The organism is Actinomadura sp. 6K520, assembly GCF_004349245.1.
In the GTDB taxonomy this organism is placed as follows: Bacteria; Actinomycetota; Actinomycetes; order Streptosporangiales; family Streptosporangiaceae; genus Spirillospora.
Map to the genome: position 1 here is coordinate 1 of NZ_SMLC01000136.1, position 19,899 is coordinate 19,899.

The 19,899-nt window shown below is 72.4% G+C and carries 20 protein-coding genes; 15 read left to right on the plus strand and 5 right to left on the minus strand.

Going from position 1 to position 19,899, the window contains the following annotated elements:
• Positions 1–133 precede the first annotated feature (133 nt).
• Complete coding sequence (locus tag E1289_RS27755) at positions 134–1,084, minus strand: aldo/keto reductase (RefSeq protein ID WP_131985300.1); 951 nt, start codon at positions 1,082–1,084, stop codon at positions 134–136.
• Positions 1,085–1,214: 130 nt separating this feature from the next.
• On the opposite strand from E1289_RS27755, the gene E1289_RS27760 reads away from it, so the two are divergent.
• Complete coding sequence (locus tag E1289_RS27760) at positions 1,215–1,850, plus strand: hypothetical protein (RefSeq protein WP_243713195.1); 636 nt, start codon at positions 1,215–1,217, stop codon at positions 1,848–1,850.
• On the opposite strand, the gene corA is transcribed toward E1289_RS27760, so the two are convergent.
• Positions 1,847–2,818 carry a magnesium/cobalt transporter CorA gene (gene corA, locus E1289_RS27765; protein ID WP_165970639.1) on the minus strand — a complete coding sequence of 324 codons (972 nt, stop codon included), beginning with the start codon at positions 2,816–2,818 and terminating at the stop codon, positions 1,847–1,849. The two genes, E1289_RS27760 and corA, sit on opposite strands and share 4 nt — an antisense overlap.
• 75 nt (positions 2,819–2,893) lie before the next feature.
• On the opposite strand from corA, the gene E1289_RS27770 reads away from it, so the two are divergent.
• The 7 genes from E1289_RS27770 to mshC all read left to right on the plus strand — a co-directional run bounded on the left by E1289_RS27770 (position 2,894) and on the right by mshC (position 9,212).
• Positions 2,894–3,607, plus strand: coding sequence for a histidine phosphatase family protein (locus E1289_RS27770; protein ID WP_131985304.1), 714 nt, complete (start codon positions 2,894–2,896; stop codon positions 3,605–3,607).
• 10 nt (positions 3,608–3,617) lie between these two features.
• Entirely contained in the window at positions 3,618–4,166 is a 549-nt protein-coding gene (locus E1289_RS27775) for a DUF3090 domain-containing protein (RefSeq protein WP_131985306.1), read from the plus strand.
• 54 nt (positions 4,167–4,220) lie between these two features.
• A complete protein-coding gene (locus tag E1289_RS27780; RefSeq protein ID WP_131985308.1) occupies positions 4,221–5,006 on the plus strand; it encodes an SCO1664 family protein in 786 nt (261 codons plus the stop codon).
• 80 nt (positions 5,007–5,086) lie between these two features.
• The gene (locus E1289_RS27785) at positions 5,087–5,851 is read left to right on the plus strand and encodes an NRDE family protein (protein ID WP_131985310.1); all 765 of its coding nucleotides are present in this window, start codon (positions 5,087–5,089) and stop codon (positions 5,849–5,851) included.
• 180 nt (positions 5,852–6,031) lie between these two features.
• Positions 6,032–6,937: an ABC transporter permease gene (locus tag E1289_RS27790; RefSeq protein WP_243713196.1), complete on the plus strand. Its 906-nt coding sequence runs from the start codon at positions 6,032–6,034 to the stop codon at positions 6,935–6,937.
• A gap of 7 nt (positions 6,938–6,944) precedes the next feature.
• Complete coding sequence (locus E1289_RS27795; RefSeq protein ID WP_131985314.1) at positions 6,945–7,889, plus strand: ABC transporter permease; 945 nt, start codon at positions 6,945–6,947, stop codon at positions 7,887–7,889.
• Positions 7,890–7,961: 72 nt separating this feature from the next.
• Positions 7,962–9,212 carry a cysteine--1-D-myo-inosityl 2-amino-2-deoxy-alpha-D-glucopyranoside ligase gene (gene mshC / locus E1289_RS27800; protein WP_131985316.1) on the plus strand — a complete coding sequence of 417 codons (1,251 nt, stop codon included), beginning with the start codon at positions 7,962–7,964 and terminating at the stop codon, positions 9,210–9,212.
• A gap of 30 nt (positions 9,213–9,242) precedes the next feature.
• Here the strand turns inward: mshC and E1289_RS27805 are convergent, their stop codons facing one another.
• The 3 genes from E1289_RS27805 to E1289_RS27815 all read right to left on the minus strand — a co-directional run bounded on the left by E1289_RS27805 (position 9,243) and on the right by E1289_RS27815 (position 11,452).
• Positions 9,243–9,776 (minus strand): TrmH family RNA methyltransferase, encoded by a 534-nt coding sequence (locus E1289_RS27805; protein ID WP_131985318.1) that lies wholly within the window; start codon positions 9,774–9,776, stop codon positions 9,243–9,245.
• 99 nt (positions 9,777–9,875) lie between these two features.
• Positions 9,876–10,724 carry a PAC2 family protein gene (locus E1289_RS27810; protein ID WP_131985320.1) on the minus strand — a complete coding sequence of 283 codons (849 nt, stop codon included), beginning with the start codon at positions 10,722–10,724 and terminating at the stop codon, positions 9,876–9,878.
• A 269-nt stretch (positions 10,725–10,993) separates the two neighbouring features.
• Positions 10,994–11,452: a universal stress protein gene (locus tag E1289_RS27815; RefSeq protein WP_131985322.1), complete on the minus strand. Its 459-nt coding sequence runs from the start codon at positions 11,450–11,452 to the stop codon at positions 10,994–10,996.
• 146 nt (positions 11,453–11,598) lie between these two features.
• Between E1289_RS27815 and E1289_RS27820 the strand changes: the two genes are divergently transcribed.
• From E1289_RS27820 to E1289_RS27850, 7 genes are all read left to right on the plus strand, one after another.
• Positions 11,599–12,267, plus strand: coding sequence for an HAD family phosphatase (locus E1289_RS27820; RefSeq protein ID WP_131985324.1), 669 nt, complete (start codon positions 11,599–11,601; stop codon positions 12,265–12,267).
• Between the two features lie 249 nt (positions 12,268–12,516).
• Positions 12,517–12,957: a hypothetical protein gene (locus E1289_RS27825; RefSeq protein WP_131985326.1), complete on the plus strand. Its 441-nt coding sequence runs from the start codon at positions 12,517–12,519 to the stop codon at positions 12,955–12,957.
• Positions 12,958–13,511: 554 nt separating this feature from the next.
• A complete protein-coding gene (locus E1289_RS27830) occupies positions 13,512–14,504 on the plus strand; it encodes an ABC transporter permease (RefSeq protein WP_131985328.1) in 993 nt (330 codons plus the stop codon).
• Positions 14,505–14,547: 43 nt separating this feature from the next.
• Complete coding sequence (locus E1289_RS27835) at positions 14,548–16,311, plus strand: ABC transporter substrate-binding protein (RefSeq protein ID WP_207929180.1); 1,764 nt, start codon at positions 14,548–14,550, stop codon at positions 16,309–16,311.
• Positions 16,312–16,414: 103 nt separating this feature from the next.
• Entirely contained in the window at positions 16,415–17,428 is a 1,014-nt protein-coding gene (locus E1289_RS27840) for an ABC transporter permease (RefSeq protein ID WP_131985330.1), read from the plus strand.
• The gene (locus tag E1289_RS27845) at positions 17,428–18,495 is read left to right on the plus strand and encodes an ABC transporter ATP-binding protein (RefSeq protein ID WP_131985332.1); all 1,068 of its coding nucleotides are present in this window, start codon (positions 17,428–17,430) and stop codon (positions 18,493–18,495) included. Before E1289_RS27840 ends, E1289_RS27845 begins: the two co-directional genes overlap by 1 nt.
• Before the next feature lie 107 nt (positions 18,496–18,602).
• Complete coding sequence (locus E1289_RS27850; RefSeq protein ID WP_243713197.1) at positions 18,603–19,670, plus strand: ABC transporter ATP-binding protein; 1,068 nt, start codon at positions 18,603–18,605, stop codon at positions 19,668–19,670.
• Positions 19,671–19,899: the final 229 nt, after the last annotated feature.

Sequence of the window (19,899 nt, forward strand, 5' to 3'; positions counted from 1 at the left end):
GGTGGGGCGGGCGGCTGCCCGGCGGCGGCCTCGGCGGCGCGCAGGGCCGCCGCGGCGCGCGCCGCCCGCTCGGCGGGTGTCGGGTCGGAGGCGGGTTCAGGTGTGTCGGTCACAGGTTTCCCGTCGCGGCCGGTCAGGGAGCGGACGAGGTGTCGGAGACGTCGTCCAGCGCGCCGCGGATCTCGTTCGGCAGGGTCAGGTCCTCGCTGTCCAGTATGGCGGTGAGCTGCGCGGCGGTGCGGGCACCGACGATCGGCGCGGCGACCCCCGCCCGGTCGCGCACCCACGCCAGCGCCACGGCGAGGGGGGAGCGGCCGAGGCCCTCGGCGGCGGTCACCACCGACTCGACGATGCGGGCGCACTCCTCGTCGAGGTAGGGCTGGACGAACTCGGAGAAGTGCGGGGCGGCGGCGCGGGACCCGGCGGGGATGCCGGTGCGGTACTTGCCGGTCAGCACCCCGCGCCCGAGCGGCGACCACGGCAGCAGGCCGGCCCCCGCGTCCAGCACGGCGGGCACGACCTCCCGCTCGATGTCGCGGCGCAGCAGCGAGTACTCCAGCTGCGCGGACACGATCGGGGCGCGGCCCGGCCAGGCCCGCTGCCAGGCGGCGGCCTTGGACACCTGCCAGCCCGCGTAGTTGGACACCCCGACGTAGCGGGCCCGGCCGGACGCGACGGCCTCGTCCAGTGCCGACAGCGTCTCCTCCAGCGGCGTCGCCGGGTCGTAGACGTGCAGCTGCCACAGGTCGACGTAGTCCAGGGCGAGCCGGTCGAGGGAGGCGTCCAGGGCGCGGAGCAGGTGCCTGCGGGACCCGTCGTAGCGGCCGTTCGGCCGGATCGCGGCCTTGGTCGCGATGACCAGGCCGTCCCGGTCGACGCTCTCGCGCAGCAGATGGCCGAGGATCCGCTCGCTGGCGCCGTCGGCGTAGACGTCGGCCGTGTCCACCAGCGTGCCCCCGGCCTCGACGAACGCGGCGAGCTGCGCCGCCGCCTCGTCCGGGTCGGTGTCCTGCCCCCAGGTCATGGTGCCGAGGCCCAGCCGGGACACCAGCAGCCCGCTCCGCCCGAGGTGACGCTCCTTCATAGGCGGTCAATGTAGCGCTCCGGGGGAGCGCCGCGGGAAGCGGGCGAGCGGCGTGCCCGGCCGCGCGGCCCGCGCAAAGATCCTGGTGAGGTCTACTGCCGGGACCGGCGCCCGGCTAAAGTTTCCCGCCATGGCGCCACCCCCGTTCTCGATGTACTCACCGAAGACGCCGGACGGCGACGGCGGGCCGGACATGACACCGCGGTTCGGCGCGTCCGCCGGCGACGACCCGGGGTATCTCGCCTCGCTGCGCGGCGGGACCGAACTGGGCCGGATGCGGGCGATGATGCTGTTCCTGCTGGGCGCCCCCGTCCTGATCCTGGCGATCACGCCGCTGATCGTGGCGGACGGCCGCGGCCCCGGCGCGGGCGTGCAGCCGTGGATCTACCTCCCGCTGGTGGCCGGTGCGCTGGTGGCGCTGCTGGCCGGGCCGCGGGCGCCGCGTCCGATGGCCCCGGAGCCCGACCCGCGGCGGGCGGCGCGGACCGCGCTGCTGGTGTTCCGGCAGGCGGTGCTGCTGCGGTTCGCGCTGGCCGAGGCCGTGATCCTGATGGGCCTGCCGCTGGCGATGGCCGGGCACAGCGAGCTGGTGTTCGCCGCCGGGTTCGTGCTCGGCTACCCGCTGCTGATCTGGCTGGCGCTGCCGACGCGGGGCGGGGTGGAGCGGATGCGGCGCCGGCTGGAGGCGCGGGGCGCCGAGTCGCACCTGTGGGCCGCGCTGCTCGCCCCGCCCATGCGCATCGGGGACGCCCCGCCGGGCGGCTAGAGCCAGCCGCTCCTGCGGAGCCTGCGGAACAGCACCACGCAGACGACCGCCATCACCCCGAGGACCAGCGGGTACCCGAACGTCCAGTGCAGCTCCGGCATGTTGTCGAAGTTCATGCCGTAGATCCCGGCGATCGCCGTCGGCACCGCGATGATCGCGGCCCAGGCGGAGATCTTGCGCATGTCCTCGTTCTGCCGCTTGCCGAGCAGCGCCAGGTGCGCGGCGAGGACGCTGTTGAGCAGCTCGTTGTGCGCGTCGACCTGCTCGTCCACGCGCAGCAGGTGGTCCAGGACGTCGCGGAAGTACTCGCGGGTCGAGGTGCACTCGCGGACCCGGCCCCGCACGATCTCGTCCATCACCGGGATGAGCGGGTCCTCGGCGGCGCGGAACTCCAGCACCTCCCGCTTGAGGGAGTAGATGTCGGCGGTGACGTCCCGCGCGCGGGGGTCGAACACGGCGGTCTCCAGCCCGATGATGTCGACCTCGACCTCGTGGGCGACCAGCTCGTAGTGGTCGACGACCTCGTCGCACACCGCGTACAGGACGGCGGTGGCGCCGTGCTTGAGCAGCTCGGGCGACTCCTCCAGCCGCCGGCGGACGGGGCCGAGCGGGTTGCCGGAGCCGTGCCGGACGGTGACGACGAACTCCTCGCCGAGGAACAGCATGATCTCGCCGACCTCGATGTCGGACGTCTCGTCGATGTAGGTGAGCGTCTTCAGGACGATGAACAGCGTGTCGTCGTAGCGCTCCAGCTTGGGCCGCTGATGCGCCGACACGGCGTCCTCGGCGGCGAGCGGGTGCAGCCCGAGCTCCTCCTTGACCAGATCGAACTCCGCCTCGTCGGGCTCGAACAGCCCGATCCAGACGAAGGCGCCCGGGTCCCGGCGCGCCAGGTCGAGGGCGTCGCCGATGTCGCCGCCGATGCTGCGGCGCGTCCCGTCCGTGTAGATGGCCCGGTCGACGATCACATTCCGCATTCTCCCGCATCGGGGCCGCGGACCCGCCGCCCACCCGGGTGCAGGGCATCTCCTACAGTGGCCGCTGTGACCACCCTCCTCCTGGTCAGGCACGGCCTGACCGAGATGACCGGACCCGTGCTCGCCGGATGGACGCCGGGGGTGCGCCTCGACGACCGCGGCCGCGGCCAGGTCACCCGGCTCGCGGCCCGCCTGGCGGGCCTCCCGCTCGCCGCGGTCGTGACCAGCCCCCTGGAGCGCTGCGCCGAGACCGCCGAGGCCATCGCCGCCGGGCACGACGGCCCGGTCGGGAAGATCGAGACCGACGACCGGTTCGGCGAGGTCCGCTACGGCGACTGGACGGGCCGCCCCCTCAAGGAACTCGCCGAGGAGCCCCTGTGGCGGGTCGTCCAGGCGCACCCGAGCGCCGCGCGGTTCCCCGGGGAGGACGGCGAGTCCCTCGCCGCGGCGCAGCACCGCGCGGTCACCGCCGTCCGCGACTGGAACGGGCGCGTCGCCGCCGAGCACGGCCCCGACGCCCGCTACCTGGTGTGCAGCCACGGCGACATCATCAAGTCGATCGTCGCCGACGCGCTCGGCCTGCACCTGGACCAGTTCCAGCGCATCCAGGCCGACCCCGCGTCGCTCACCGTCATCCGCTACACCGAAACGCGCCCGTTCGTCGTCCGCGTCAACGACACCGGCGGCGATGTCGCCGGTCTGGTTCCCGAGCCGCCGGAGGAAGGTTCCGGGAAAGCCGGACTCGGGCCGGAGGACGCGCCCGTGGGCGGCGGCGCGTAGGGTCGGTGTCATGCCCGTCATCTCCTACGACCTGCCGGAGCGTTTCGTCGCCGGCGCCGTCGGACGGCCAGGCGACCGCGCCTTCTACCTGCAGGCGCGCTCGGGCCGCCGCGTGACCAGCGTGGGCCTGGAGAAGTTCCAGGTGACACTGCTGGCCGAGCGGCTGGAGGAGCTGCTGGACGAGGTGCTGCGGCGCAGCGGGGGCGACGCGCCGGTCCCCGCGGTGGCCCCGTCGGAGCTGCAGGACGACGCCCCCCTCGACCAGCCGGTGGAGGAGGAGTTCAAGGTCGGCACGATGGCGCTGGCCTGGGACCCCGAGGACGAGCAGGTCGTCATCGAGGCGCAGGAGGTCACCGAGGCCGAGGAGGACGCCGAGGTCGGCGAGGAGGACCCGGCCATCGCGGTGCTGCGGGTGCGGATCAGCGCGGCGCAGGCCCGCGCGTTCGCCGAGCGGGCCCTGAAGGTCGTCGCCGCCGGGCGCCCGCCCTGCCCGCTGTGCGGGCTCCCCCTCGACACCGAGGGCCACGTGTGCCCGCGCCAGAACGGATACCTGGGCTGAGATGACGCCTCCGCTGTGCTGGATCATGGATCACCGGGCCTGGAGAATGGGCGCATGACGCAGTCCTCCCGCGATCGGGCGACCGCGGACGACGCCGGGCGCGGCGAGCCCGGGCGCCGCGTCTCGCCCCGCGACGTCGCCGCCGCCGAGGAGCTGCTGTCGGCCGGGCGGCTCAGCGTGGAGGGCAGGCTCGTCCAGGCGTCCAACGCCACCCTGTACTGCTCGGTCGAACGCGACGGCCGCGCCGCCGCCTGCGTGTACAAGCCCGTCGCGGGGGAGCGGCCGCTGTGGGACTTCCCCGACGGCACCCTCGCCGAGCGCGAGGTCGCCGCCTACGAGGTCTCCAAGGCCATGGGGTGGGCGACCGTCCCGCCCACCGTGCACCGCGACGGCCCCTACGGGCCCGGCATGGTGCAGCTGTGGGTGGAACCCGACCCCGACATCGACCTCGTCGCCCTTTCCCGCTCGGACGACGAGGCCGTCCGCCGCATGGCGGTGTTCGACGCCGTCGTCAACAACGCCGACCGCAAGATCGGGCACCTGCTCCCGCCCGGCGACGGCCACGTCTACGGCTGCGACCACGGCGTCTGCTTCTCCGTCGACTACAAGCTCCGCACCGTCCTGTGGCAGTGGCGCGGCAAGCCCCTGACGCCCGAGGCGCTGGACGCCGTCGGCCGCGTGGACGCCGCCCTGCGCGGCCCGCTGGGCGCCCGCCTCGCCGAGCTCCTCACCCCGGACGAGGTGGACGCCACCCGCCGCCGCGTGGAGCTCATGCTCAAGCACCGGATCCACCCCTACCCCCCCGAGGACTGGCCGGCCATCCCCTGGCCGCCGCTCTGACCGCGGGCCTGCGGGCCGGCGGCGCGGACCGCCGGTACCCCGCCGTCCGAGTGTTCTGCGGCAAGTGCTCCAATTAGGGCATGTGCACGGCGATCATCAGCATCGACCCCGCCTCCCCGGTCCCCGTCCTGCTGGTCGGCGTGCGGGACGAGTTCGTCGCCCGCGAGTGGGAGCCGCCCGGGCGGCACTGGCCGGACCGGCCCGGTCTCGTCGGCGGCCGCGACCTGCGCGCGGGCGGCACATGGCTGGCCGTCGACCCCGGCGCGCCGCGGGTCGGCCTCGTGCTCAACGGGCGCGGCCGCCCGGCGCCCGAGGACGGGCGCGTCTCCCGCGGCGAGCTCCCGCTGCGGGCCGCCGCCGACGGCAAGCTCGACCGCCCGGACCTGCGGGTCTACGACCCGTTCCACCTCGTCGCCGCCGAACCCGGCGGGGTGCGGCTGTGGAGCTGGGACGGCGCCGAGCTCGCCGAACGCGACCTCGGCCCCGGCCTGCACATGATCGTCAACAGCGGGCTGGAGGGCGAGGGCCAGCTGGAGGGCGAGACCGAGGACGCCTACATGGCGGCGCGGCTCGCGTACTTCCGGCCGCGCCTGGCCGCCGCGCCGCGCCCCGAGCCCGGCCGCGACGACCCCGTGGACCGGGCGTGGGGCGACTGGACCGCGCTGGTGAACGGCGACGGCCTGCCCCGCGCCGACCACCGCGCGCTGCTGCCCCTGCTCGACCACGGCGACGGCCGGGTCTGGGGCACCACCTCCGTCACCCTTGCCGCGCTCGCGCCGGGCGGCGTCCGGTACGACTTCTCCGCCGCTCCGGGCGACGGGGCCGCCTGGACCCGCATTCTCTAGGGGCCCCGCTCCCTGCAGGGGACGCATCCGGTAAGGGCGCGGTGACTCAGAGCCGTTTCGGCAACGCTGCGGCGGAACGGTGACGCCCGGTGCTAACTTGGCCACCCAATGCGATCTTGGCGGCGTTGCGGGGGCCGGTGGGCCCGCCCGGGCACGGGCCCGGAACGGGGAAGGCGCCCGGTGCGGGCGCGGGGCCCGTCCCGGCTCGCATGGGAGCGGTTCAAGCGCGACAGGGCCGCCGCCGCGTCCATCGCCGTCCTGCTGCTCATCGCGGCGTTCGCCGCGCTGGCGCCGCTGTGGGAGCACCTGACCGGCCACCCCTACGACGCCACGTTCCCCGGGACGGGCCTCGACGCCTCCGGGCGGCCGCGCGGGCCCGGCGGGGAGTTCCCGCTCGGCGCCGACCAGCTCGGCCGCGACGTCCTCGTCCGCGCCGCCTACGGCGCCCGGATATCACTGGCCGTCGGGCTGTCGGCGGCGCTGCTCGCCGCCGTCGCCGGCACCCTCGCCGGGATGCTCGCGGGCCTCGCCGGCGGCGCGCTGGACACGCTGCTGTCCCGGCTGATCGACCTCACCCTCGCGCTGCCGTACCTGCTGGTCGCGGTCCTGCTGTCGACCACGTTCCAGATCACCTCGGCCCGCGCCGGCCTCACGATGACGATCCTGGTCGTCGCGTTCTTCTCCGTCGCGGCGTTCGCCCGCGTCATCCGCGGCCAGGTGCTGGCGCTGCGCCGGCAGGAGTTCGTCGAGGCGGCCCGGCTGCTCGGCGCCTCCACCGCGCGGATCATGGTCGCGGAGATCCTGCCGAACCTGACCGCGCAGGTCACCGTGCTGACCGCGCTGCTGATCCCGGCGGCGATCGTGTTCGAGGCGACGCTGTCGTTCCTCGGCGCCGGGGTGCCGCCCCCGATGCCGAGCTGGGGGTCGATGCTCGGCGAGGGCGGCGACGTGTTCCAGACGGCGTGGTGGCTGCCGGCCGTCCCGGGCGCCCTGCTGCTGCTGACCACGCTGTCGTTCACCATGATCGGCGACGCGGTCCGCGACGCCCTCGACCCGCGCGGCGGCCGCGCCGCCCGGGGGAGGTGACCCGGCGATGGCGCGTCTCGCCGCCGGCCGCGTCCTGCACGCGCTGTTCATGCTGTGGCTGGTCGCGACCCTCGTGTTCGTGTTCCTGCACGTGTCGCCCGTCCCGGTGGAGCGGGTCCTCGGCGGGCCCCGCGCCACCCCCGAGACCCTGGCGCAGATCCGCGCCAACCTCGGCCTGGACCGGCCCTTCCCCGTCCAGTACTGGTGCTTCGCCGAGCGGCTGCTGCACGGTGACCTCGGCGACTCCTACGTCAGCGGCGCGCCGGTGACGGCCCTGATCGCGGCCCGGCTGCCCACGACGCTGTGCCTGATCGCCGGCGGCGGAGTCCTGTGGTTCGCCGGCGGCGTCGCCCTCGGGACGCTCGGCGCCGTCAAGGCCCGCACCGTCTGGGACCGGGCCGCCGCGGCGTTCGTGCTGGCGTGCCTGGCCACGCCGCCGTTCGTGATGGCGCTGGCGCTGCTGTACGTGTTCTCGACCAGGCTCAGCGACAGCGGCGTCCACCTGTTCGAGGCCGGTCCGCCGCTCGAGGCCGAATTTCTGCGCAGGATGATCCTGCCGTGGATCGCGCTGTCCATGCTGATGCTCGCCACCTACACGCGCCTCACCCGCGCCGCCATGCTGGACGTACTGGGCGAGGACTACGTCCGTACGGCACGCGCCAAGGGCCTCCCGGAAAGCCGCGTCGTCGGCCGGCACGTCCTGCGCCCGGCGCTCACCCCGGTCGTCACCCAGTTCGGCATCGACCTCGGCGCGCTCGTCGGCTCCACGATCGTCATCGAGAAGGTGTTCGGGCTGCAGGGCGTGGGGCAGCTCGTCCACCAGTCCATCGCGGCCGGCGACACCCCCGTGATCATCGGCGTCACGCTGCTGGTGACGGTGTGCGTGATCACCGCGAACCTGGTGGTGGACATCTGCTACTCGTTCCTGGACCCCCGCCTCCGGCACGGCTGAGGCACACAGGTCCCGACATTCGCCCGCGATCTCGGCGTAACCCGTCTAGCTGGGCATGGATAAGCTTTCCGTATGCGATCGTGGCCCGCCTCCGATGTCCCCAGCCTCCCCGACGCGGGACTGCCCGCCGCGGCACGGCCGCTCAGACTCCACGACACCGGGACGGGGACGCCGCGCCCCGCGGGCCCGGACGCCCCCGGCGGCACCGCCCGGATGTACGTGTGCGGCATCACCCCCTACGACGCCACCCACATCGGGCACGCCAACACCTACGTCGCCTTCGACCTGGTCAACCGCGTTTGGCGCGACCAAGGCCACCGCGTGCTCTACGTCCAGAACGCCACCGACGTCGACGACCCGCTTCTGGAACGTGCCCACGAGACGGGCCAGGACTGGCGCGAACTGGCCGACCGCGAGATCGAGCTGTTCCGCGGCGACATGACCGCCCTGCGGGTCCTGCCGCCCGACCACTACATCGGCGCCGTCGAGTCGATCCCGCTCATCATCGAGATGATCGAGAAGCTGCGCGGCCGGGACGCCACCTACCAGGTCGACGGCGACATCTACTTCCCCGTCGCCACCGACCCCGCGTTCGGGGAGGTCAGCCGGCTGACCCGCGCGGAGATGGCGCCGCTGTTCGCCGAGCGCGGCGGCGACCCCGGCCGCGCCGGCAAGCGCGACCCCCTCGACGCCATGCTGTGGATGGCCCAGCGCCCGGGGGAGCCCGGCTGGGACTCGCCGTTCGGCGTCGGCCGTCCCGGATGGCACGTGGAGTGCTCGGCGATCTCCATCGAGCACCTCGGGATGGCGTTCGACGTCGAGGGCGGCGGCTCCGACCTGGCGTTCCCGCACCACGAGATGGGCGCCTCGCACGCCCAGGTCGCGACGGGGGAGCGCCCCCACGCCCGCGCCTACGTCCACGCCGGCATGGTCGGCCTCGACGGCGAGAAGATGTCCAAGTCGCGCGGCAACCTGGTGTTCGTGTCGCGGCTGCGGGAGGCCGGCACCGACCCGATGGCGATCCGGCTGGCGCTGCTGGCGCACCACTACCGGTCCGACTGGGAGTGGACGGACGACGGCCTCGCCGCCGCCCGGGCCCGGCTGGACCGCTGGCGCGCCGCGGTGTCCCGCGCGTCCGGCCCGCCGGCCGCCCCGGTCGCCGCCGCCGTCCGCGGCCACCTCGCCGACGACCTGGACGCCCCGGCGGCGCTGGCGGCCATCGACGCCTGGGCCGCCGCCGACGGCACCGACGAGACGGCCCCGCCCCAGGTCGGGGCGATCGCCGACGCCCTCCTCGGCGTCGCGCTCCAGCCCATCACGTAGCACCGCGGCCGGGGGACTGGGCGGCGCCCGTCACAGCAGGCCCGCGAGCCGGTACAGGACCAGCGAGCCGGCGACGGCCACGTTCAGGCTGGCGCCGCCGCCCACCATGGGGATCTCCACGGCCAGGTCGAGCAGGTCCAGCGCCTCGCCCGGAATGCCGGACCGTTCGTGCCCGAGCACCGCCACGGTACGGGTCCGCGCGGCGGGCAGGTCCGCGAGCCGCACCGCCTCGTCGGCCAGCTCCACCCCGACGACCCGCGAACCCGCGGCCCGCTGGCGCTCCAGCCAGCCGAGCGGATCGTTCACCCAGTGGACGCAGGCGGGGCGGCGCAGCGTGTTGCCGCGTGCGAGGGCCTCGGGCACCCAGGAGAACCTCGGGACCGCCATGCACGCGCCGACGGCGTCGCAGGTGCGCAGGAGCGTGCCCAGATTGGCGCCGTGCTGCGGCCAGAGGGGCGCGGCGATGAGGTGGTCCCAGCAGGGATGGGCGCTGCGGCGGCGCTGGCGGCGCACCTCACGTGCCGGACGGACCCGGATCGCCGGGCCGGCGGCGCGGCGGCTCACCGGCCGCGGGCGCCTCCGCCCTTCGGGGAGAGAAGAGTCATGGTGAGCGCACTTGGCGGCGTGCGCGGGCCTTCACCGGGAACGGGACTCGCCCCGATCTTAACCCCGGCCGGGGTCCCGGCGCCGCAGGTAACGCTCGAACTCGCGGGCGATGGCGTCGCCGCTCGCCTCGGGCAGCTCGGTGGCGTCCTTCTGCTCCTCCAGCGTCCGGACGTAGTCGGCGACCTCGGAGTCCTCCTCGGCGAGCTCGTTGACGCCGTGCTCCCACGCGCGGGCCTCCTCGGGCAGCTCACCGAGCGGGACGGTGACGTCCAGGAGGTCCTCGACGCGGCGCAGCAGCGCCAGCGTCGCCTTCGGCGACGGCGGCTGGGCCACGTAGTGCGGGACTGCGGCCCACAGCGACACCGTGTCGAGGTCCGCCTTCGCGCACGCGTCCTGCAGGACGCCGAGGATCCCGGTCGGCCCCTCGTAGCGCGCCGGCTCCAGGTGCAGGGTGCTGACGAGGCCCGCCTCGGACGCGGCGCCGGTGACCGGCACCGGCCGGGTGTGCGGGGAGTCGGCGAGCAGCGCGCCGAGCAGCACGACGTTGCGGACCTCCAGCTCCAGCATCAGCCCGACCAGCTCGCGGCAGAACGACCGCCACCGCATGTTCGGCTCGATCCCGTGCAGCAGGACCACGTCCTTGCCGTTCGGCAGCCGCGCCCACGACACGCGGGTGGTCGGCCAGGTGATACCGCGGGTCTCCCCGTCGGTCATCTCCACGATCGGCCGGTTGACCTGGAAGTCGTAGTAGTCGTCGGGGTCGAGTTCGGCGATCGGGACCGCCTCCCAGGTGGACTCCAGGTGCGAGATCACGCCGCTGGCGGCCTCCCCGGCGTCGTTCCACCCCTCAAAGGCGGCCACGAGCACTGGATCCACGAGTTCCGGCACGTCTTCGAGCTCGACCACGCGCTGCCTCCTTCCGACGCCCAGGTACTGCACCACCGGCGGGGGCCGTCATCTCCCGGGGCGGGGGCCCCGCTCATGATCGGTGGCTGTCAGCCTACGTCCTGCGAACGGCCTACCCCACCCTCCCGGCGGCAGACCCCCGCGCCGTACGCCCGCAGCGGAAAAAGCCGAACGAAGTTCATCCTTTGATTGGTGGCGGGCGGGGGCTGGCGGACGGTCGAACGAAGTTCATCCTTTGATCGGTGGCGGGTGGGGGGTGGCGGACGGTCTCACTTGCCGTCCGTGGTGTGCACGATCAGCACGTCGCACGGGGACCGGTGGGAGAGGTTCGCCGGGACCGACCCGAGGATCCGCCCGGCGAGGCTGTTCAGCCCGCGGTTGCCGATCACGACGAGTTCCGCGCCGCGCTCCTTCGCCACCTTGGAGATGACGTCCACGGCGTCGCCCTCGACGGCGACCTGGTCGATGTCGAGGGCGCCCGCCGCGACCGCCCGCTCGCGCGCGGCGCGCAGCGCGTCGTCGGCCGGCGTGGACCCCTGCACCTTGTAGGCGAGGTCCCCGAGCCGGTCGGCGGCGCTCGCGCGCTCCCGCTCGGGCATGGGGCTGTAGGCGGAGGCGAGCAGCAGGGTCGCGCCGGTGGCGGCGGCCAGCTGGGCGGCCCGGTCGACCGCGCGGAACGAGGAGTCCGAACCGTCGGTGCCGACGAGGATGATGCGGTAGGCGCTCATGCCGTTCCTTACCGGATAGTAGTTTAGGGGGCACGGTATCGGTCGATCGACCCATCCGTCACCGTCTCTTTGCACAGCCCGTCCAAGAAGAAACGCCGCGCTGGGGACCGGCGCGCGTGACATCCGCGACACCCTGGAGGAGCACCGTGACCCTTGGCGGCCCGCAGGCCGTGCTGTTCGACATGGACGGCCTGCTCATCGACTCCGAGCGCGTCTGGCTGGAGGTCGAGTCGGAGGTCATGGCGTGGCTGGGCGGCGCGTGGAGCACCGCCCACCAGGAGAAGCTCGTCGGCGGCTCCCTGGACGTCGCCGTCCGCTACATGCTGGAGCTGACCGGCGCCGCCGCCTCCCCCGCGGAGGTCGGGCGGCGGATGCTGGACGGCATGGCCGAGCGGCTCGACGCCTTCGTGCCGATGATGCCCGGCGCGAAGGACCTGCTCTGCGAGGTCCGCGCGGCCGGGCTCCCCGCGGCGCTGGTGTCCTCCAGCCACCGGCGGCTGATCGAGCCGGTGCTGGACGCGATCGGCCGCGAGCACTTCGCGCTGAGCGTGGCGGGCGACGAGGTCGCGCGCACCAAGCCCGACCCCGAGCCCTACCTGACGGCCGCCGCCCGGCTGGGCGCCGACCCGGCCCGCTGCGTCGTCCTGGAGGACTCCCCGAACGGAGTCGCCGCGGGGGAGGCGGCGGGCTGCGTCACCGTCGCGGTCCCCGGCGTCCTGCCGGTCCCTCCCGCCCCGGGCCGCGTCGTGGTCGCCTCGCTGCGCGAGGTCACCCTGGACGGCCTGCGCGCCCTGCCCGCGTTCACCGGGACGTAAGGCCGGACCCCGCCCCTGTGACGGGCCCTTGTGACGGGCCCCTGTGCGGCTGCCCTGTGACGCGGACCTGTGGCCGAGCCGGCGCTTGATACCCGCGGGGCGGTCCCTAAGGGATGGGTCACGCGGGAGTAGGAGGGCCGCGCGTCCGGAAACCGTCCGCCGGGAGGATCGGAACCGGCCCCCGACGTGTGACGATGGAAGTGAGGCATCACCGCAGTGACGCAGCACCGTATGGAATGAGGGGCCGGCATGAGTGACACAGCCATTTTCGCGATCAGCCTCGCAGTGACCCTGGTCGGGCTGGTCATCAGCTGGGGGGCCTACCGCCGCCGCGGCGCGGGGACCGGGTTGCGCGGCGCCGCCCTGTCCCTGGTGCCCCTCGCGGCGGCGATGACGGGGGTCACGGAGTTCTTCGTCGACCTGACCTTCGATCCGGCCCGGTGGGCGGGTGTCGCGGTGGCGGGGCTGGCCGTGCTGCTCTACCTGGTCTCCGGCGCGATGATCAGCCGCCGCGCGGGCGCGGCGGGTGCGTCCGGCGGCGCCGGCGGGGGCAAGGCCGCGGGGGGCGGCCGGCAGAAGCCCGCCGGGCGGTCCGGCGGGCAGCAGGCCGTGGAGGGGCCCGCGCCGGGCGGCGGCGACCCCGAGATGGCCGAGATCGAGCGGATCCTGCGCGACCGCGGCATCAGCTGACCCGGAGCCGCCCGGCCACCGTCCGTCACGGCGGGCCGGGACGTCCCCCGAGCGGGGCGTCCCGGCCCGCCGTTTCGTATGCCGCCGTTCCGCGCGCCCGGCCCGTGTTGTCAGCCCGTGCTGTAAGCCCGTGCCGCGGATCCGCGCTGTGACTCCCGTGCCTGGTGGGGCGTTCCGGGACGTGGGATGCCCGATTTGTGTCCGCTGCGACGCTGACCTGCGGAGAATCGATATCGGAACGGACTCGGAACGGTAAAGCTTCCCGGTCTAGACCGGAACGAGGCCACTGTCAGTCCTGTCCCGAACGTACTATTCGGGCTGTTTGTCGGGAGTGCTGTCGCGCCGCGTGTTGCCCAGATGACGACGAGATCACAAGTCAGATACGGGTACTGGCATAGGTCCTCACACGGATGGACAGTCGTGGTCGAAGGACTACGTTTCCCTTCAGCGAACGCGGCGTGACGAGTACGGGGCGGCGGATGACCTCCGCCGCCGGCCGGCCCGGCGCCGGCGGCAGGGCCGAACCAGTGGCCGGACGGTAGGAGGTACGGAGCGTGGCCGCACCCATCGAGGTGAGCGGGTCCGACACCGAGGCGCATCCGGAATCGGTGCTCACGGGCGTCGACCGCAAGAAGATCCAGGGGCGCTCCCTGGGGCAGATCGCCTGGATGCGGCTCAAGCGCGACAAGGTCGCGCTGACCGGCGCCGTCGTGGTGTTCCTGCTGATCCTCATCGCGATCTTCGGCCCGTACTTCGTGCAGAACCCGCTGACCTACCACCAGAACCTGATCGACCCGACCTACAACCGCCCCAAGTACGGGTTCTGGCATTCGGGCATCAGCATGGACCACCCGCTCGGCGTGGAGCCCGGCACCGGCCGCGACATGCTGGCCCGAATCGTGCACGGCGCCCGGATCTCGCTGCTGGTGTCGTTCCTGGCCACGCTGATGTCGGTGGTCCTCGGCACGGTCCTCGGCGTGATCGCAGGCTACTTCGGCGGCTGGGTCGACTACCTCATCAGCCGCGCCATGGACGCCTTCCTGGCGTTCCCGCTGCTGCTGTTCGCGCTCGCGCTGGTCGGCGTCGTCGCGGACGGGGCGTTCGGGCTGAGCGGCAACGGGCTGCGCGTGTCGGTCCTGGTCGTCGTCATCGGTTTCTTCAACTGGCCCTACATCGGCCGCATCATCCGGGGCCAGACGCTCTCGCTGCGCGAACGCGAGTTCGTGGACGCCGCGCGCAGCATGGGCGCCAGCAACTCCTACGTCCTGTTCAAGGAGATCCTGCCAAACCTCGTCGCGCCGATCCTGGTCTACGCGACGCTGCTCATCCCGGTGAACATCCTGTTCGAGGCGGCGCTGTCGTTCCTCGGGGTCGGCGTCATCCCGCCGACCCCGTCGTGGGGCGGGATGCTCACGCTCGCGGTGCCGATCTACTCCTCGGACCCCATGTTCATGATCATCCCGGGTATGGCGATCTTCATCACCGTCCTCGCCTTCAACCTGTTCGGTGACGGGCTGCGGGACGCTCTCGACCCTCGGGCCAAGTGATTCGGGTTCATCGACCCGCCTAATTGAAAGGGTGCGCCTGCACATGAACAAGATGAGACCGATCGCGGTCCTCGCGGCCGGGGTGGTCGCGACCGCGGCGCTCGCCGCCTGCGGCGGCGGCGAATCCACGGAAGGGGACGGCCCCGGCTGGAACGCCGGTGTCAACGAGGTCGTCAACCAGTCGGACAAGAAGGGCGGCACGCTGAAGCTCGCCCACAGCGACGACTGGGACTCCCCGGACCCGGGCAACACCTACTACGCCTTCTCGCAGAACTTCGCCCGCCTGTACGGCCGTGCGCTGACGACGTTCAAGCCGGGCGCGGGCAAGGAGAGCCTGGAGGTCATCCCCGACCTGGCGACCGACCTCGGGCAGGCCAGTGACGGCGGCAAGACCTGGACCTACAAGCTGCGCACGGGCGTCAAGTACGACGACGGCACCACCGTCACGTCCAAGGACGTCAAGTACGCGGTCGAGCGCAGCAACTACACCGAGGAGCTGCAGCTCGGGCCGAAGTACTTCAAGCAGTACCTGGTCGACAACGACCCGGCGTACAAGGGCCCCTACAAGGACAAGGGCGACAAGGGCCTGGAGTCCATCGAGACGCCGGACGACCAGACGATCGTGTTCAACCTGAAGGAGCCGTTCCAGGAGTTCGACTACCTGGTCGCGATGTCGCAGACCATGCCCGTGCCGAAGGCCAAGGACACCGGCCTGAAGTACGAGACCGCCATGGTCTCCAGCGGCCCGTACAAGGTCGACAACTACACGCGCGGCAAGTCGATGACGCTGTCCCGGAACCCCCACTGGGACGCCAACACCGACCCGATCCGCAAGGCGCTGCCCGACACGATCGAGGTCCAGGCCAAGCAGAACGCCGACGACATCGACCAGCGCCTCCTGGCCGGCTCGCTCGACATGGACATCTCCGGCGTCGGCGTCCAGTCCGGCACGCAGCCGAAGGTGCTCGCCGACGACCAGAAGCCGTACGTGGACAACCCCATCCAGGGCTTCCTGCGGTTCATGTCGCTGAGCGTCAACGTCAAGCCGCTCGACAACCTGCACTGCCGCCGTGCCGTGCAGTACGCGACCGACAAGGTCGCCGCGCAGACCGCCTACGGCGGCCCGCTGGCCGGCGGTGACGTGGGCACCACGATCCTGCCCCCGGCCGTCGACGGCTACACCAAGTTCGACCTGTACCCGCAGAAGCAGGCCGAGAACGGCGGCCTCGACCAGGCCACGCTCGACAAGGCCAAGCAGGAACTGCAGGAGTGCGGCAAGCCCGAAGGCTTCAAGACCAAGATCTCGGCCCGGTCCGACCGGCCGAAGGAAGTCGCGATGGCCCAGGCGGTCCAGCAGAGCCTGAAGAAGGTCGGCATCGAGACCGAGATCGTCCAGTTCCCCGCGGGCGACTACTTCAACAAGTACGCCGGCGTGCCGAAGTACGTCCACGACCACGGCGTCGGCATGATGATCTGGGCGTGGGCGGCCGACTGGCCGACCGGCTACGGCTTCCTGCAGCAGGTCGTCCACGGTGACGCGATCAAGCCCTCGGGCAACACCAACCTCGCCGAGCTGGACGACCCGAAGATCAACAAGGCGCTCGACGATGCCATCACCAACCCGGACAAGGCGGCCCGCCTCAAGGCTTACGGCGAGGTCGACCGGATGGTGATGGAGACGGCGACGAACGTTCCGCTGGTCTACGCCAAGGCCCTGATGTACCGGCCTGAGCGGGTGACCAACGCCGGGATCACGCTCTCCTACGGCGGAATGTACGACTACCTGAACATGGGCGTGTCGGAGTAACACTCCGCTCGTCCGTGCGTTCCTCTGAAGGCAGGTGAAGGCGACGCTCACCGGCCGGGACGGGCCCGCAGGCCCGCCCGGCCGGTGAGCTGGGCCGCGAATTTTGCTCGCATACATCGTCCGGCGCCTCATCGGTGCCATCCTCATGCTGCTGCTGGTCAGCCTGGTGACCTTCGGCATCTTCTTCTGGCTGCCGAAGCTGGCGGGGCAGACCACCGACCAGATCGCGGCCGGCTACGTCGGCAAGGCACCGAGCCCGCAGGCCATCGAGGACACCAAGGAACGGCTCGGGCTCGACGACCCGGTCGTGGTGCAGTACGCGGACTACCTCAAGGCCATCGTCGTCGGCAAGGACTTCAAGGCCGGCCCGGTCACCGACCACTGCCCGGCCCCGTGCCTCGGGTACTCCTACCGCAGCAGCCAGCCGGTCCTGGAGACGCTCCTCGACCGCGCCCCCGCGACGGTGTCGCTCGCGGCCGGCGCTGCGGTCATCTGGCTCGCCGGCGGCATCACCGTCGGCGTCATCTCGGCGCTGCGCAGAGGCACCCTCTGGGACAGGATGGCGATGATCGTCGCGTTGAGCGGCGTGTCGCTTCCCATCTACTTCACGGGCCTGGTGTCCCTGGCGCTGTTCTCGTACTCGATACCGATCTTCCCGGGCGGGGGCAGCTACACCTCCATCACCGAGAATCCGGTGACGTGGTTCCAGGCCCTCGTGCTCCCATGGGTCACGCTCGCGTTCCTGTACGCGGCGATGTACGCCCGGCTCACCAGAGCGGGCATGCTGGAGACGATGAACGAGGACTACATCCGCACGGCCCGCGCCAAGGGGCTGCCGGAGAAGACCGTCGTCACCAAGCACGCGCTGCGCGCGTCACTGACACCGATCATGACCGTGTTCGGCCTCGACCTCGGTCTCCTGCTCGGCGGCGCGGTCCTGACCGAGAGCACCTTCGGCATCCCGGGGCTGGGCCGGCTCGCGATCGACTCGATCCGCAGCGGCGACCTGCCCATGGTCCTCGGCGTCACGCTGATCACCTCGACGTCGATCGTGGTGATCAACCTGATCGTCGACCTGCTGTACGCCATCGTCGACCCGAGAGTGAGGCTGGCCTGATGACCGGCACCGCGCCCGCCGCGGACACCGCGGGCACCGGCGAGGCTCCCACGGCGTTCCTCGAGGTCCGCGACCTGAAGATCCACTTCCCGACCGACGACGGGCTGGTCAAGTCGGTCGACGGCCTGTCGTTCCAGCTGGAGCGCGGCCGCACGCTCGGGATCGTGGGGGAGTCCGGATCCGGCAAGAGCGTCACGAGCCTCGGCATCCTGGGCCTGCACAACAAGCGCAACGCCGACGTGTCCGGCGAGATCTGGCTGGACGGCAAGGAGCTCGTCGGCGCCCCGCAGTCCGAGGTGCGCCGCCTCCGCGGCCGCGAGATGGCGATGATCTTCCAGGACCCGCTGTCCTCGATGCACCCGTTCTACACGGTCGGCCACCAGATCATCGAGGCGTACCGGGTGCACAACGACGTGTCCAAGCAGGTCGCGCGCAAGCACGCCATCGACATGCTCGGCAAGGTCGGCATCCCCAGGCCCGACCAGCGCGTCGACGACTACCCGCACCAGTTCTCCGGCGGGATGCGGCAGCGCGCGATGATCGCGATGGCGCTGTCGTGCGACCCGGAGCTGCTGATCGCCGACGAGCCGACGACGGCGCTGGACGTGACCGTCCAGGCGCAGATCCTCGACCTGATCCGGGACCTGCAGCAGGAGTTCAACTCCGCCGTCATCATGATCACCCACGATCTCGGGGTGGTCGCGGAGCTGGCCGACGACATCCTGGTGATGTACGCGGGCCGCGCCGTCGAGCAGGCGTCCGTCGACAGCACCTTCCACCGGCCGCTGCACCCCTACACGTGGGGGCTGCTCGGCTCGATGCCGCGGCTGGACCGCGAGCGGACCGAGCGGCTGCTGCCGATCACCGGGTCGCCGCCGAGCCTGATCAACGTGCCCTCCGGATGCGCGTTCCATCCGCGCTGCCCCTACCGGGACCTGAACGAGGGCAAGAGCGAGACGAAGCGGCCCGAGCTGGTCGAGGTCGAGCCCGGCCACAAGGCGGCGTGCCATCTCCCGCTCGGCAGGCGGCGGGAGATCTGGAACGACGAGATCCGGCCGAAGCTGTGACGAGCACGGGTGGTAACGAGACTGTGAGCACATCCAAGACCCAGGCCGGGAAGACCCCGGCCGAGAAGGCCGCGGCGGAGCCCCGTCCGGTCACGGACGGTGAGTACCTGCTGGAGGTGGACGACCTCGGCAAGCACTTCCCCGTCACCGCGGGGGTGCTGCGCCGGCAGGTCGCCGCGGTCAAGGCGGTGGACGGCGTGTCGTTCTCCGTCCGCAAGGGCGAGACCCTCGGGCTGGTGGGGGAGTCGGGCTGCGGCAAGTCCACCACCGGCCGGATGATCATGCGGCTGCTGGACCCCAGCTTCGGGAAGATCACCTTCGAGGGCCAGGACATCACGAAGATGCCGCAGCGCCGGCTCCGGCCGTTCCGCCGCGACCTCCAGATGATCTTCCAGGACCCGTACTCGTCGCTGAACCCGCGCAAGACGGTCGGCGCGATCGTCGGGGCCCCGTTCCGGCTGCAGAACATCGAGGCCGAGCAGGGCGTCAAGAAGGCCGTCCAGGAGATCCTGGAGCTGGTCGGGCTCAGCCCCGAGCACTACAACCGGTACCCGCACGAGTTCTCCGGCGGGCAGCGGCAGCGCATCGGCATCGCCCGCACCCTCGCCCTGAAACCGAAGCTGATCATCGCGGACGAGCCGGTCTCGGCGCTGGACGTGTCGGTGCAGGCCCAGGTCGTGAACCTGCTGGAGGACCTGCAGGACCAGCTCGACCTCACCTACGTGGTGATCGCGCACGACCTGTCGGTGGTGCGGCACATCTCCGACCGGGTCGCCGTCATGTACCTCGGCAAGATCGTCGAGCTGGCGGACCGGACGGACCTGTACGAGCGTCCCATGCACCCCTACACCAACGCGCTGCTGTCGGCGGTGCCGATCCCGGACCCGGCCCAGCGCGGGGAGCGCAGGCGGATCCGGCTGCAGGGCGACGTGCCGAGCCCGCTGGACCCGCCGCCCGCCTGCCGCTTCCACACCCGCTGCTGGAAGGCGCAGGACATCTGCCGGCAGGTCGAGCCGCCGCTGGTCGAGCTGAGCCCCGGCCACCAGGCCGCCTGCCACTTCCCGGAGAACACCACGGTCAGCGCGACCGACGCGGTCGCCAAGGCCGCGGTGGCGCCCGGCGCGGCCCCGGCCGGCGACGCGGGCGCCGCGTCCGCCGCCGACTCCGCGGAGTAGCGCCGGACCCGCGGATCAGGGCGGTCGCCGGCCCTTCCCCCCGGCGCGCCTCCCGCACCGGAAAGGCCCGGTCCCCTCGGGTGAGGGGCCGGGCCTTTCGCGTGGTGCGCCCAGCATGGGCGATTGCTTGGGGGTGAAAGTCCCCTGGAGGAAGAGGTGGTGCTAACTCCGAGCCGGAGGCAAGGGCGTCGTTGTGAGGCGGGGTCTGGAGGAAGCCCGAGGCGAATCC

Coding starts and splice junctions, on each gene's coding strand:
- E1289_RS27835 (WP_207929180.1), top strand. CDS start 14,548: ATGAACAAGATGAGACCGATCGCGGTCCTCGCGGCCGGGGTGGTCGCG.
- E1289_RS27845 (WP_131985332.1), top strand. CDS start 17,428: ATGACCGGCACCGCGCCCGCCGCGGACACCGCGGGCACCGGCGAGGCT.
- mshC (WP_131985316.1), top strand. CDS start 7,962: ATGCGATCGTGGCCCGCCTCCGATGTCCCCAGCCTCCCCGACGCGGGA.
- E1289_RS27795 (WP_131985314.1), top strand. CDS start 6,945: ATGGCGCGTCTCGCCGCCGGCCGCGTCCTGCACGCGCTGTTCATGCTG.
- E1289_RS27815 (WP_131985322.1), bottom strand. CDS start 11,452: ATGAGCGCCTACCGCATCATCCTCGTCGGCACCGACGGTTCGGACTCC.
- E1289_RS27775 (WP_131985306.1), top strand. CDS start 3,618: ATGCCCGTCATCTCCTACGACCTGCCGGAGCGTTTCGTCGCCGGCGCC.
- E1289_RS27760 (WP_243713195.1), top strand. CDS start 1,215: ATGGCGCCACCCCCGTTCTCGATGTACTCACCGAAGACGCCGGACGGC.
- E1289_RS27780 (WP_131985308.1), top strand. CDS start 4,221: ATGACGCAGTCCTCCCGCGATCGGGCGACCGCGGACGACGCCGGGCGC.
- E1289_RS27785 (WP_131985310.1), top strand. CDS start 5,087: ATGTGCACGGCGATCATCAGCATCGACCCCGCCTCCCCGGTCCCCGTC.
- E1289_RS27755 (WP_131985300.1), bottom strand. CDS start 1,084: ATGAAGGAGCGTCACCTCGGGCGGAGCGGGCTGCTGGTGTCCCGGCTG.
- E1289_RS27825 (WP_131985326.1), top strand. CDS start 12,517: ATGAGTGACACAGCCATTTTCGCGATCAGCCTCGCAGTGACCCTGGTC.